General features: G+C 47.5%; 6 protein-coding genes. All 6 read right to left on the reverse strand.

The genetic code is table 11. From position 1 onward, the window contains the following. Positions 1 to 8,492 (reverse strand): non-ribosomal peptide synthetase (locus NLX73_RS24460; protein WP_254327571.1); only part of this gene is annotated, 8,492 nt, incomplete at its 3' end. A gap of 1,968 nt (positions 8,493 to 10,460) precedes the next feature. Next, entirely contained in the window at positions 10,461 to 10,661 is a 201-nt protein-coding gene (locus NLX73_RS24465; protein WP_254327572.1) for a hypothetical protein, read from the reverse strand. A 269-nt stretch (positions 10,662 to 10,930) separates the two neighbouring features. Then, on the reverse strand, positions 10,931 to 11,239 hold the full coding sequence (locus NLX73_RS24470) for a hypothetical protein (RefSeq protein WP_254327573.1): 309 nt from the start codon (positions 11,237 to 11,239) through the stop codon (positions 10,931 to 10,933). 120 nt (positions 11,240 to 11,359) lie between these two features. Then, positions 11,360 to 13,210, reverse strand: a complete 1,851-nt coding sequence (locus NLX73_RS24475; RefSeq protein WP_254327574.1) for an ABC transporter ATP-binding protein — start codon at positions 13,208 to 13,210, stop codon at positions 11,360 to 11,362. Next, complete coding sequence (locus NLX73_RS24480; protein WP_254327575.1) at positions 13,203 to 14,966, reverse strand: ABC transporter ATP-binding protein; 1,764 nt, start codon at positions 14,964 to 14,966, stop codon at positions 13,203 to 13,205. The genes NLX73_RS24475 and NLX73_RS24480 overlap by 8 nt, the downstream gene beginning before the upstream one ends. A gap of 74 nt (positions 14,967 to 15,040) precedes the next feature. Beyond that, positions 15,041 to 15,451 carry a MarR family winged helix-turn-helix transcriptional regulator gene (locus tag NLX73_RS24485; RefSeq protein ID WP_013310356.1) on the reverse strand — a complete coding sequence of 137 codons (411 nt, stop codon included), beginning with the start codon at positions 15,449 to 15,451 and terminating at the stop codon, positions 15,041 to 15,043. Between the last annotated feature and the right edge of the window lie 349 nt (positions 15,452 to 15,800).

The raw sequence follows: 15,800 nt of genomic DNA on the forward strand, positions 1-15,800 counted from the left end.
AGCTCCCGCTCCATCGTCGCACGATTCGCGTAGGCTGACAGCTGTTTGGCCCATACCTGGAAAGAATCTGTTTTATGCGGCAGTCGAATAGCTGTGCCTGTTTGACCTGCAACAGCCTGCTCATAACCGGATGCCAAATCCTCCAGCAAAATACGCCACGATACACCGTCCACAACCAAATGATGAATGACGATTAGCAAATGGTCGCCCCCAGCGCAGTGGAACAGACCAAGCTTCACAAGCGGACCCTCGCTCAAATGAATGCTCGCTTGAATTTCACTCGCCTTAGCTTCTACAGCGGTGAATTCGTCTTCCACTCCGCTAAAATCTATAATGTCCAGCGTGTATAGCTCGCCTTCCTCCACACTGCGGTTCCAAGCGACATAACCCTGCTCCGTCTCACGGAATACCGTGCGCAATGCGTCATGATGCTGGACAATACGGTCCATCGTACGGCGCAACGCGTCTATGTCAAAGCGCCCAGCTCGATACAGCATCATCGCCTGGTTGCTGTGGTGCAGATCAACCGGCTGCTGCTCGAAGAACCACCGTTGAATAGGTGTCAGTTCTACCTTGCCTACGGCCTCTTCCTGGCTGGCCATCTTGCCATCTGTACGAAGCAAAGGACTGAGTGACGCTACCGTCGGATTGCTGAACAAATCCTTTATGTCCAGTCGATACCCTGCTTGCAGCAATCGGGAGGATACTTGCAGCGCTTTGATCGAATCGCCGCCCAGTTCAAAGAAGTTATCCTGCGTGCCTACCGCTTCCACGCCGAGTACTCCGGCCCATACCGCAGCCAGTACCTGCTCCACCGTGGTACGCGGTGCCACATAGGCTGCACCGGTATGGATGCTTCCTTCCGGTTCCGGCAAGGCCTTGCGATCGATTTTTCCATTGTGGGTCAGCGGGATCGCCTCCAGTCGCATCAAGCGTGCAGGTACCATATGTGCTGGCAGTGCTGCTTCCAGCTTGGCCTGTACCTCCTCGATCCGCAGCTCGGCTTCTCCTGTGATGTATCCGCACAAATACTTGTGTCCACGCTCATCCGTCCGGTCGATGACTACCGCTTGACGCACACCCGGCACCCGCTGGATCGCCGTTTCAATCTCGCCCAGCTCGATCCGGTAGCCCCGGATTTTCACTTGATAGTCCATCCGGCCGATAAAGTCCACATTGCCGTCCGGCATCCACCGCGCCAAGTCACCTGTGCGGTACAATCGTTCACCCGGTACGTACGGGTTTGCCACGAACTTCTCGGCCGTCAGGTCCGCACGATTCAGGTAGCCTCGTGCCACCCCGGCACCGCCAATGCACAGCTCGCCCAGCACGCCGATCGGCACCGGATTCAGCTGGCTATCCAAGATGTAAAACCGTGCATTCAGCCACGCCTGACCAATCGGTACATTGCCGCTACTTGGCAGCTTCGACAGTTCTTCGTCGTAGAAGCTGGAGTCGATCGCCGCTTCCGTGACGCCGTAGCTGTTCATAATACGAACATCCGCGCCAAACCGTTCTTGCAGCACCCGGTAGTCTGTCACACTGCAGCTATCCGAGCTGGTGATCAGCAGTTCTAGACTGCTCATGTCCAGTCCCTGTTCATACACATGCTGCATAAAGGGTACGATCAGGGCCGGGGTCGATTCGAACACCGTAATCTGATAGTCGCGAATCCAGCCGTACAGACGGCTTGGGTCGATGCGATCGTCTTTCGGACAGATGACCATCGTGCCACCGTTATAGAGCGTCCGCGCGATATCGCCGACGAACACGTCGAAGGAGAAACTTGCCAGCTGTAGCAGTCGTACCGGAAACTGGTTCAGACGGTAATCCCGGCGGTAGGCCGCGGCTGTGTTTACCAGACTGCGATGCTCGATCATGACTCCTTTCGGGCGTCCCGTTGTACCGGACGTGTAGATCACATACGCCAGATCCTGCGGTTCGTTGACGTGATCGACGTCTGCCGTATCTCCGGTGTACAGCGACTCATCGTCCAACGCCAGTACGGTATGCAGACGCAAACCCGTTGCGGATTCGGTTGCTGCTTCGCTATTAGATGACGAATCTGATTTCAAGCTGAATCCCTCATTAAGGATGTCTCTTTCCATCGTTTCAATGCTAACCGCCGTTTCCAGCTCGCCCTCAGACTGCCCTCCGGCCAAAGCCTGTCGGCTTTCCTCCAGCCATGCCTGCGCGCGCTCCTGCAAGCCGATTTGCGTCAGCAGCACTGTCGTGCCGCTGTCCTCCAGCATAAAGCGGATACGTTCGGACGGATAATCCGCATCTAACGGTACATATGCCCCGCCGGCTTTCCATACTGCCAATACGCCAACCAGCATGTCCACCGAGCGCTCACTTAAAATACCGACAATGGATTCACGTCCAATACCCTCATTCCGCAATCTACGAGCAAGTTGGTTCCCACGCTCGTTCAGCTCGCGATACGTAAGCTGCCGCTCCTCGTATACAACTGCCACGTGATCCGGTACAAGCTGCGCTTGTTCTTCCACATAGGCGTGGAACAACCCTTCTGATTGCTTTTCATCACTCCATGCAGATACGCCTACTGATCCAAAACCGTCGATGATTTTCGCTTTTTCCGAAACAGTCACTAGCTCAAGCTCATCTACCAGTGCATCTGGTCTGTTAATCGCTTCTTCAATCATATGCAGCAAATGCTCACGGATTTGCTCTACAGCTGTACGTTCCAATACTCGCGCGTTGTACTCCAAATGGACATGAATTTCATCCCCCGGCACAACCGTAATGTTGAAATCATAGTTCGTTTGCTCTGACATTGAAGCATTGGCAATCGTAAAACCGTTCGTGTCACGGCTGCCCATGTGCTCCATACGCTGTTCCACTGGATAGTTTTCAAACACCATAATATGATTTACCAGATCCTGCTTTTGCTCAGTCAGGGCCTGAATTTCATACAACGGATAGGTTTCATAGGCTCGGGAAGCCAGTGCCTGCTCCTGTATCTGCTTCATTAACGCAGCAAACGTCATATCTTTCTCACTGTGAATCCGTACAGGAACGGTATTAATGAACAAACCAACCATTGTATCGATGCCTGGAATATCCGCTGATCTGCCGGATACGACACTGCCAAATACAACATCCCGACTGTTGTTATACCGTTGCAGCACAACGCCCCACGCCGCTTGCAGCAGTGTATTGACCGTTACCTGCTGCTGCTTGACCAGCTTGTTCATCTGCTTGGTCACTTCGCGGTCCAGTGTAAACGAAAGCTTGTCCGCTTCATATTCTTTAGCGTGACCGTCCAGCTGTTTTGCCTGCGGCAATACCGTCTGCTGCTCGAAACCAGCAAAATAATCACTCCAGAACCGTTCAGCCTCTGCTTTGTCCTGCCGCTCCAGCCATTCAATATATTCGCTGTATGGCGTTACCGGGGCAAGCTCCGGCTTGCGGTCTTCGAGGATGGCAAAGTACGTATTAAATGCCTCTCCTACAATTAGGAACAAGCACCAGCCGTCCATCAAAATATGGTGGAAGCTCCACACAAAACGGTACGACTCCTCACCTGTACGCAAAATAGACACCCGCATCAGCTCGCCTGAGCTGAAATTAAAGCCTTCGGCTTTGTCACGCTCAGCAAAATCAGCAATGTATGCGTCCTGCTCTCCTTGTCCCAGTGAACGCACATCTTCAAAACGGAATCCAGCCGCTTTATGGCGGTACACTACCTGTAAAGGCTGCTCATTCCAGCCGCTATAAAAATTCGTTCTGAATATTTGATGGCGATCCACCAGTTGATTTAAGCTTTCAGCAAAAGCCTCCACTTGAAAGCTGCCTTGCAGATCAAATGTCGCCTGCTCAAAGTACGCCCCGGATTTTGGCTCCATTAGGCCGTGGAACAGGATGCCTTTTTGCATGGGTGTGAGCGAATAAACATTTTCCAGCTCACCCGCAGCTGCCGTCTGCTCTACAATATGTTCCAGCTCTCCAGCCGTCAGTCCTTGGAAGGACAAGTCGCTTGGCGTCAGCTCTGGCAACTCTTTTTCCACACAGTGAGCCAAGACCTCACGCAAGCTCTCCTGAAGCAGATCAGCCAGCTTTTTGATTGACTTTTTCATGAACGTTTTGTTGCTGTAGCTGATCGTCAGTTCCAGTGCACCGTCCGTGATCATGCCGTTAATATCCAGAGCATACCGCTTGGTTAACGTGTCACTAATGGAAGCTCCGATGGAATAAGGAGACATGCGAAAGACATTATTCTTTAAATCCTGATCGAATTGTCCGAGATAGTTAAAGCTGATTTCCGGCTCGGTGATAAAAGGGGCTTCCCCTTCCCTAGGCGCAGAAAGATATCTCAAAATACCGTATCCAATTCCTTTATGCGGCAAACGACGCAGCCCTTCCTTGACGCTCTTGACACGCCGTCCCACATTCCGATCCTCGCCCATATCGAGCACAACCGGGAATTGGCTGGTAAACCAACCGACCGTACGCGTAATATCCACATCCGGCAAAATAGCTTCCCGTCCGTGACCCTCCAGATTTACAAGCACCTGACGGATGCCTGCCCACTCCTGAATTGCGGTGCCCAGAGCTGTCAGCAACAGGTCGTTCGCTTCCGTATTGTAGGCACGATGAGCTTGTTTCAAGAATTGTTCCGTTTCTTCGACAGTCCATACCACGGTCAGTGTCCGATCATCGCGAAGCTGTGGCTTGGCCTGAGATTTACGAGTGTAATCTTTAGGCAAGGATGCCTGACTCTTCCCTGCTTGCTCAATCTGCTCCCAATACGCACGCTCGTTCTCCAACGCTCCACTGCTCGCATAAGCGGATAGCTGGTCTGCCCACAGACGGAAGGAATCCGTTTTGTTAGGTAAACGGACAGATTCGCCCCGTAAAGCCTGCTCATAGCCGGTTGCCAAATCTTCCAGCAAAATACGCCAAGACACGCCGTCGACCACCAAATGGTGGATCGCTACCAACAAATGGTCTCCATCGATGCAACGGAACAGACCCAGATTTACCAGCGGTCCTTCGGACAGGTTTATGTTGTTTTGAATTTCAGTTGCTTTCGCCTCAATCGTCGCGCTCAGAATGGCTGCATCTGTCAAATCCCTAAAGTCCAGCACGTCCAGATGATACAGCTCGCCTTCCTGTATTCCGCGGTTCCACGCTTGAAAGCCTTGCTCGGTCTTCCTGAACACCATCCGCAGTGCATCGTGGTGCTCCGTCAGCTTGATAAGCGCCTGACGCAAAGCAGCTTCGTCAAAGCCCTGCTCCCGGTGCAGCATAACCGCCTGATTAAAATGATGCGCATCCACTTGCTCTTGTTCAAAGAACCCGTGCTGGATCGGAAGCAACGCTGTTTCCCCGCTCACTTCTCCCTGATCTGCTATATGACTTGCCTCGTGCATGTGCGGTGCCAATGCTGCAACGGTTGGATATCGAAGCAGATCCTTCATGTCCAGCTTGTAGCCTGCCTGGAACGCACGAGATACGATTTGAATCGCCTTGATCGAATCGCCGCCCAGATCAAAGAAATTGTCCAACATTCCGACGGTTGGCACGCCCAGGACTGACTGCCAGACGGCTGCGAGTGCCCGTTCCGTTGCAGTGCGTGGCTCTACATAATCCGCTCCGCTTTGCAGGCTGCCTTCCGGTGCTGGCAAGGACTTACGATCAATTTTACCGTTCGGTGTCAGCGGCATCTGATCCAATTGAATGAAATACGACGGCACCATATAGCTTGGTAGCTCCCGCCCCAGCTCACTTCTCAGTTCGCTGGCTCCGAGTTCTTGACTCGCCACATAGTACGCCACGAGTTGTTTTTGACCCGTTTCGTCCGTATGGGCCACGACGACCGCTTCTCGTACCGATTCCACCTGCAATAGCTGCGATTCAATCTCGCCCAGTTCGATCCGGTAGCCCCGGATTTTCACCTGGTGGTCCATCCGTCCCAAATATTCAATGTTGCCGTCCAGCGACCATCTCGCCAAATCGCCTGTACGGTACATACGTTCATACCCGACTTTGCCTCCGGCAAACGGATTATCCACAAATTTCTCGGCCGTCAGTTCTTCGCGATTCCAATATCCACGGGCCAATCCTTCCCCTGCAATACATAACTCGCCCGGCACACCGACTGGCTGCAATTCCCCACTCGCATTCATGATATAGATTTGGGTATTCGCGATGGGACGTCCGATATTAATGTCTTGAGCATGAGTCAGTTCCTGTACGGTCGACCACACCGTCGTTTCTGTAGGTCCGTACATGTTATAAATGCGGGGACCGTTTATTTCTTGCAGTGCTGTGAGCAGCTTGGACGGAAGGGCTTCACCCCCGACCATAATTTCCTTTACGTCTCGCAGCGCGCGGAAACCTGATTCATGATCCATCAGCATTTGCAGCCGCGATGGTGTCATTTGCAACATATCAATATGATGGTGAGCAATCAACTCACCAAGCGCCTGAGGGTTCACCTGATGCTGGCGGTCGCCAAGCACAACAGTCATTCCACTCAACAGGGGCAGGATGGTTTCCAATACGAAAATATCGAATGAAATGGTCGTCAGTGACAAAATCGTTTTGTTCGCTTCAAAGTCGATGATTTCACGCATCCCGGTAATAAAGTTGAGTACCGAGCGATGCTGGAGCATAACTCCTTTCGGATTTCCAGTCGAACCAGAGGTATAGATGACGTAAGCCAGATGCTCTGGGCGGGCAAACGCCTCTAGGTTGCCGCTTTCTCCCTGATACAATGCTGCATCCTCAAGAAACATGGTATTGGCGATGTAATGATGTTCTTCTGCCAGATCACGACTGGTCAGAAGCACTTCGGCCTTGCTGTCTTCCAGCATGTATTCAATACGAGATGACGGAAATTCGGGATCGATCGGCACATATGCACCACCTGCTTTTAAAACGGCCAGCAGACCTACGATCATTTCCAATGAGCGCTGCACCATCAGACCAACCAGTTTGTCAGGTCCTACTCCTTGTGCTTGAAGCATTCGTGCCAATGAATTCGCCCGTTCATTCAGCTCCCGATAGGTCAGACACTGATTTCCAAACATAACCGCTGTCTGATCCGGTGTACGTTTTGCCTGTTCCTCGAATAGCTCATGAATCCCCACATTGTGTGGATAGGGCACTGCTGTCGCATTAAATACATCCATAATTTGTGCCCGTTCTTCGTCACTCATCAGTGACAACTCCTGAATCCGCTTCTGTGGCCCTTTCACCATATGTTCTACCACACTCAGGAATTGGCGAATAATTCGGGCGATCTCCTGCTCGCTGAACAACTCGGTCCGATAATCCAGTTGCAATACAAGTTTATCGTCATCCAGCATGTCTATCATGGCAATATCGAAGTCACTCACCGTATCTCCGCAGAAATCGGTATGCACCTGCTGAACGGCTTCATCAAAACGGGAGAAGCTCAGTGTACGGTATTGAATGGTAACGCCAAACAGGCGGCGAATGTCCGTGCCGCTTTGCTGTTCACGCAAATCCTGCATGATTTTGTTGTACGGATAACGCTGATGCCGCAAAATGGACGCCTGCTCCTTGCCAACACCTTGCAGGAAGGTGAGTAGCTCGGATTCCGGCTCAACCCGCAGACGTGTAGCCACAGTGCTGACGAACATGCCCATTGTATTTTTTTCCTTCTTCAACGTACGGTTAGCGTACAATGTACCCACGGTTAAATCCTGTTCCCCTGTCATTTTATGCAAATAAATATACAGAGCAGCCAGGAAAAATGTAAAAATACTGATGTTATTCGCCTCGCAAAAAGCCGTGACACCACGATATAATTCGTGTTCCAGTGTATAGTTCTCCCGGCGTGCAGCCGTACTCACCGTAAGCGGATTGTATGATTTTAAACCTGTAACCTCCGGCAAATCGGCAAATTTCTCCGTCCAGTACGTCTTGTCCTTTTGATAGCGGTCCGATTGCTCATAGCTTTGCTCCACCTGAATAAAATCGAGATATGAATTCGCTGGAGCCGACGCATCTGAACCTGTACCATGCACAATATTCATATAATGCCCCGTAATTTCATTAATGGCCTGCTCCATGGTTACGCCGTCCGAAATAATATGGTGCATTTTGAAACTAAACCAGGTGTCTTCTGCCCCCAACCGCAAAATAACAAACCGATACAGCTGCGAATCCAACAAGGGGAACGGCTGTGCGTTATGATGGCTGACCCATAGCTCAGCTTCCTCCGGGGTAACCTGAAGCGTTTCTATGCTTTGAGCAGCAAACGGCTCCACATATTGATAGGGGATGCCGTCCCGAGCCGTAATTTTGATACGAAAAGAATCGTTTTGTGCAATCACCCGGTTCATTGCCTGCTGCAGTGCATCTATTCGAACTGTTCCCTTGATTTTAACAGTGGTAATAATCGTGGACGTGTTGCGATTGGGATACACAAGCTCCGTGTACCAAATACGTTGCTGTGGTTGGCTTAATGCAAACAATTGAACATTGTGCTGAGTCATACGTATCTCTCCTCGCGAAATAGATGTGGGTAAAAAGTAACTCCTCATAAATGACCGTCCTTGTCAAGGAACTGGTCATGCGTACCTTTTCACCGGCATTAAATTGCCAATGGCAGTCGGCAAAAGCGACCACTCCTGATATACCATTGAGATATGGGTGTCTTCGAAGAGCTGAATTTGAATAGAAACAAGCACATCTCTCTTTTTCATCACTCACACTTTCGCAGTGCAAGCTTTTTTAGTTGGGCGGACATAGTGAAATAACTCTGACTCTGGATGTATGAATATGTGCATGGAGTGAGAACATTTTTGAATTATGCTGAGAGTACATCTTGGTGGTGGGTTGTAGAATGGTTGCCGCAGTGTTAACAACGTAGTGTATCATGATGTGTGCTGTTAGAATCTTGGCTGGAGGGTATCGATGCTGCGAGATACATGAGCTGCTGCAGCGTGGTGAGGAGCGTAATTCTAGGATGAAAGGACAAAAAAATACTCACGACTGCGCTTATAACTTCCTGATTTTGTACATGGATGAAAAATGATGGTCATCGGACGAGCCAACGGGCTTCCCAGGCTGTTAAGGATATATTTCGCATACCTTAAAAATAATAGAGCTGTCTTTTGGAATACGGAAAATGATGTGAGACGGATTTACCAGATATGATGCTATGGACAGGGAATCTTGCAGTTTTGCCTATACAACTGCCATGCTGTTTCAATTACAATCAGTGCTCCCATACAGTGTCTAAAAAAGAAAACAGCTTATGTACTTATGAAGCCATTTCGGGAAGCCGTGAGGGCATGTTGTTCTGTTTGATATCCATGGAGCTTCTGTTGAACAACTTTCATGTTCTGTAAGCCATTCAGGTTTAAAGCCCCCATGTCGGGCGAAACAAAATAACTGGATCTTCTCAGTCAGATGGATCACGTTTTTAAAACCAAGACATGACCGAGTCGACATATAAATTTCTCTTATCCTCTTACTGTCCAAAATCTCACAATAAATCCTTATATCCCTTTTTTCCTCCCAATACTTTCTAGCTATTTTAAATATACAAACTTTAAAACCGATTAGCATGGGACATAAGTTCCAAATTGATGGATTTCATGAAATCAATAAATAACCCATATTATTCTATTATTTTTATATCTTCAAATGCAAGAATTTTACTTTTTTATTAAATTGAATACTGACCATGACCCGTTAACGTGATTCAAAACAAAATTTTTGATTTGATAAAATCAAAATGATGTAGGCTTGCAAGAAAGTCTAAAACCCTTGTGCCAAAACAAATTTTAATTACATACCATTAACACAAATATAACAAATCAATCCTGACATAATCCGACAAATTTCAACTTTTTCAGCAATATTCTTTAATTACCTATATAATGGAATTTATTTGCATTAAGCTGGAATGATTCAAAATTAATAACTCTTCACTTTTTAAATAGATAGTGACTTTTAATAGATCTTTTGAACTAATTTACATGCGGAATTTTCTTTAATTTTTCTTCTGAAATTTTAGTTCAGCTTAAATTTTCTCTAATTCAAGCTATAAATTTTATTTTTTAATTAATAGAAACGTTTTGATTCCCCTTTAAAAATATAAATTTTTAGAAAACTCATAACTTTGGAACTATTTTTTTTCGCAAAATTTAATGAACGGAAAATACAAAATAGCAAGTCTCCATGTTGCAAGAGACTTGCTATTTTAAAGTTTTGGCGACTTGACCCTTAAGAATGAAGTGAATACTCCTACAGCGAACGTACCGGAAACATTTGTTGTGGGATATATACTGTGTACGAATCGAATCGTTTTTGTTGCCGAGCGCATCACAACCGAGTGAGCTTCTGCCCTGTGACCAGGCAGGAAACGAATCCTTTGAAACCACTCATCAGAAATCCAGACAAACCCTCGTACATCATGTCTTTTAAATGACAAGGGCTTGCCGCAGCTGTTCACATTAACCGACAGTTTTTTTACGCAAAACAATCTCATTACTGTCTTCCTCGCTAAACATCCCATACAAACGAGCGCTGACAGCCCATCCTGACAATCCAAACTGTTCCGAACTGGAGATCTCTATTAATGCGCCATCCAAAGCAATAATTAATTCGCAGCTTTTTACCGTCAATGGTTGTTCGCCTAATTTACCAGCTTGCACTGCCTCCGTAATGAGAAACAGCGAAACATCTCTAACCTAGCATCGTTCCCCTTTTAGTTGATCCAGCTGTTAAGTCTCTTAGCATCAAGCCAATGGAATATGTATTTTGTGGTATGGATTATTCTTCCCAGTATTTTGACATAATTAACAAAAATGCTGACATCTATGTAACTCGATGTCAGCAGGCAGAAATCAGCACTGTCAATTTGCTGTAAAGATATACTACGAAGTCAACTACCTTCAGCAGAATAAGAATAGTGAATAGTTCTTCACCCATCCACCACATCTGCTTGCAAATCTGTTGCAATTTCAATCATCTTAGGCACGACAGCCTCATCGGAAATAGCCACATACACATCACCCATGTAATGACGAAAAGGTATTTCTACATCAGCATACTTCCACATGAAAAAGTCTCCCTCGATCGACATGGTGCTCTCAGCACCTTGTATGATTAGTACTCGTGAATACGAAAAGTCTGGCTGGGATGCAAAGTAATCTTTGCACTCCTCCAGGGAAATGGATGGCTCCACAGGACTTTCCTGCATGGAACGGGTGATTCGAAAACGCTGGTTCATTGATCTGCCTCCACAATTATGATTAAAAAATTCTGGCTTTCATACCTTATAATGTCCACATGCTGCTGTCAATTTCGTTGGAATTATATGGATATTTATTGTGCTTTCAAGCAGTTACTTTTAAGATGCATGTTCAAACTGACTATTGTATAGATCGGCATAGAAGCCGCCTTTAGCCAACAATTCCTCATGGTTACCCATTTCGATGATGTCACCGTCCTTCATGACCAGAATCAGATCCGCATTCTTGATCGTCGAAAGTCGGTGAGCAATCACAAAGGAGGTTTTCCCCACAGTCAGCTGGTCCATCGCTTGTTGAATCAGCAATTCCGTACGCGTATCGACCGAGCTTGTGGCCTCATCCAGAATGAGCATGGGTGAATCTTCAATCATCGCTCTTGCAATGGTAATCAATTGCTTTTGACCGGCAGAGAGATTGGCTTTGTCATCCAGCACTGTATCATAGCCCTGCGGCAGTGTTTTAATGAAGCTGTGCAGACCCACCGCTCTACATGCAGCTTCCACCTGCTCATCGGTAACATGATCTTTGGAAAAGACGATATTGTCACGAATTGTTCCTTCGAACAGCCAGGTATCCTGAAGCACCATACAGAATAATTCATGAATATTCTCGCGCGTTAATTGGCTAATCGGGGTGCCGTCAATGTAGATTTCTCCATCGTTCAGCTCATAAAATCGCATGAGCAAATTCACAAGCGTGGTCTTACCTGCGCCTGTCGGACCGACAATGGCAATTTTCTGACCAGCTTCAGCTTTCATGGAGAAGTCCTTGATGATCATACGATCTGCATTATAGCCGAAACGGACATGTTTGAATTCGACATCCCCTTTGGCAGTTTCCAGCTTTATGGTCTTGTGACGCTCATCTGCCAATTCTTCTTCACCCAGAAATTCGAATACACGTTCACTGGCGGCAGCCGCCGACTGCAGATTGGTTGCAGCCTGTGCCAGCTGCGACAAGGGCTGTGTAAACAGACGAATATACACCATGAAGGCGACAATAGTTCCAATAGTTATAGTCTGTTGGTTGACCAGCAAAGCTCCCACGACACAGACCGCAACATAACCAAAATTTCCAATGAACATCATGACTGGCATCATCAGACCAGACATGAATTGGGACTTCCATGCATTTGTATATAAGCGGCTGTTAATGCCATGAAACACTTCCTTGGCTGCTTGTTCCCCGTTATATACCTTGACTACGTTATGACCAGCATAAGTTTCTTCGATATGACCGTTGATCTGGCCAAGCTCCGCTTGCTGTGCTACAAAGTATTTCTGTGAATGCTTCATAATCACGCTCATCAGGCAAAAGCCGATCAGCGTAGCTATAATTCCGGTAACGGTCATGATCCAGTTCGTATACAGCATCATAATCAAGGCGCCCACGAAGGTAGCCAGCGCACTGACAAGCGTGCCGAGACTGTTGTTTAACGTTTGTCCAATGGTATCGACATCGTTGGTTACACGGCTAAGCACATTACCGTAACTCGTAGAGTCAAAATACTTCAAAGGCATATGATCGATTTTTCGAGACAGTTCTGTCCGCATCTTCTTTGTAAGACGCTGTGAGACGGTTGCTGTAATGAAGCCCTGGAAATAGTTAAAGATAAGACCAAATCCATATAAAAGCGCCAATACAAGAACAATCTTCTGAACAGCACTTACATCAATCCCGGTCACGATTCCTTCCTGAATCAGGTTGGCAATATCGCTGAGCTTATCGGGGCCAATCACGTTGAGGGTGGAGCCGACCAGAGCCAGTACCATAGCTAGTATAATCATAGGCACATAGGCCTTGCTGTAGGATACAAGCTGGCTGATGGTCTTTTTAAAATTATTCGCTTTTTCACCAGTACCCTTGCCCCCCGCGGGTCCTTTACCCATGGGACCTCGCTGATTCATTTTCATTTGCTGGCTGTCGACGGTGTGTTCATTCTTATCCATGTATGAGTTCCTCCTTCGAAAGCTGCGAATATGCGATTTCCTGATAGGTGCTGCAGTTCGTCATCAGCTCTTCATGCGTGCCGCTCCCTACAATCTCTCCCTGGTCCAGCACGATAATCCGATCAGCGTCTTTGATAGTACCTATGCGCTGACCAACGATAAGTGTCGTAGCGTGGCCGGTTTCTTTTTTGAGAGCGGAGCGCAGAATCCGGTCTGTTCTGTAGTCTAATGCCGAGAAGGAATCATCGAAAATATAAATTTCCGGCTGACGGTAGATGGCACGCGCAATGGACAGCCGCTGCTTTTGGCCACCGGACACGTTCGCTCCACCTTGCGAAATTCTACCCTGATATTGACCATCCATCTTTTCGACAAACTCCGTTCCTTGAGCAATACCAACGGCTTCTTTAACGAGTTTCTCCGAAGCTCCTGCTCTTCCGTTATCGCCATACGAAACGTTGGATACAACCGTACCGTTGAACAATACAGCTCTCTGGGGGACATACCCGATTTTGTTATGGAGTGCCTGCTGATTATAGTTCCTGACATTCACACCATCCACGAGTACCTCTCCCTCGGTCACATCATAGAAACGGGGAATCAGATTGATCACGCTGGTTTTTCCGCTGCCTGTAGCGCCAATAAAGGCAACCGTCTCGCCTCGTTTCGCCGTAAAGCTAATGTTGCGAAGCACGGCCTCCTCCGCGTCCGGATATTTGAAGCTGACATTACGGAATTCCACTTGCCCCATAACGCTCTCTTCTCCAGTCGTCTCATGCCCGTTAACGATGCTGGATTCGGTATTCAAAACCTCCATGATCCGTTTGGCAGAGATCGAGGCGCGAGGCATCAGAATGAATATCATACTTACCATCATAAAGGCCATAACCACCTGCATTGCATAAGAGGAGAATACGACCATATTGGAGAACAACGTGATGCGGTCTGGTACGGCCGCCCCGTTAATCAGGTAAGCGCCGATACAATAAATAGAGACACTCAGACCTGACATAATAAAGGTCATACCGGGGCCAATCATCGTCATTAATCGGTTCGCGAACAGGTTTGTATTCGTCAACTCAACGTTAGCCTGCTCGAACTTCTCCTGCTGATACTGATCTGCATTATAAGCGCGTACTACCCGAAGTCCGATCAGATGCTCACGTGTTACCCTGTTCAGATTATCGGTGAGACGCTGGATTCTCTGAAAACTTGGAAGAGCGAAAACAACAATGACACTTAGCATTAAAATCAGAACAGCCACGGCCGCTCCTGTGGAGGCGGTCCACTGCCAGTTTTTATCCGCAATCTTCACAATAGCCCATACGGCCAGAATAGGTGCCTTGATGATCACCTGCAGCCCCAGCGCAACCACCGTTTGAATCTGCGTAACATCGTTCGTGGAGCGGGTAATGAGGCTTGCCGTCGAAAAGCTGTTCATCTCTTCCATAGAAAAGGATAAGGTCTTGTCAAAGACCATCGCACGCAGACGCATAGCCAGCCCAGCAGCCACCTTTGCCGCGAAATAGCCCACAATAATAGATGTAATCATACTGCCGACGGCACAAAACAACATGTAACTGCCGGGAATCAGCAGTTCGGACACAGGCGTTCCTTCCGTTTGCAGCTTGGTCGTAATTTCCGCCATATAATCAGGCAGCTTCAGATCAAGCCATACCTGCACAACGATGAAAGCTAGGCTGCAAAGTACGAGCATCCATTCATTTTTCTTGAGATATTTGAATATCTTTAGCATTCTGTTGCTCTCCTTTTATCTGATAGTCTTTGATGTTTGGTGAAGTATGGTGCGTCCTGCATCTGCATAGAAGTTCAGCTTCTAGAGACAATAAGCTTAATGAGTCGAATCAGTTCTTTAGCATCCTCTTCGTCTAACTTTCGAAGAACATTCTCGGTCCATGCAATTCCTTCATTATGCCTATCAATCATGAATTGCTTACCTGAATCCGTAATGAATACAATCACCTTACGTTTGTCGTTGACATCAGTACGCCGTACAACTAGTCCTTTCTTCTCCAGACTCTTCAGTGCCGTTGCTACCCGTCCCGTACTGACGGACAAGTATTCGCTCAAGTGGCCAGAGGTAACCCCGTCCTTATTGAAATTCAGACAAATGAGAATCCCCATTTCGCCACGTGAGAAGTGCCCTCGTTCCTCTAATGCCGGTTTCCGCGATTTGACGATATACTCGAATAATTCTGTCGCTAATGCTTTATAATCCAATGGTCACAACACCTTCTCGCTAATACCTTATACTATAAGATAATTAATCTTATAGTATAAGATAATAATAATGTCGGGTTACAAAGTCAATTAGAGAAAATATGGAATACAAAAAAAACGTCCGTAACTAGCTTGTATTTTTACCAATTTTTCTACACAAAGTCCAATGTAAAGACATCAGAGCTAAAACTGAATCTCTTCTTATGTATCTTCCTCTGAACATCTTCATTATTGTTTGTAAGGTCAAGTTCTACATGCCGTACTTTGATGAATCGTCTGGTCATCAATTCCGCCCACAGATTCAAAGCATATTCGGCAATCTTACGCACTTCTCCCGCCACAATCGGAA

The organism is Paenibacillus sp. CH40, from assembly GCF_024213605.1.
Classification (GTDB): Bacteria; Bacillota; Bacilli; order Paenibacillales; family Paenibacillaceae; genus Paenibacillus; species Paenibacillus polymyxa_B.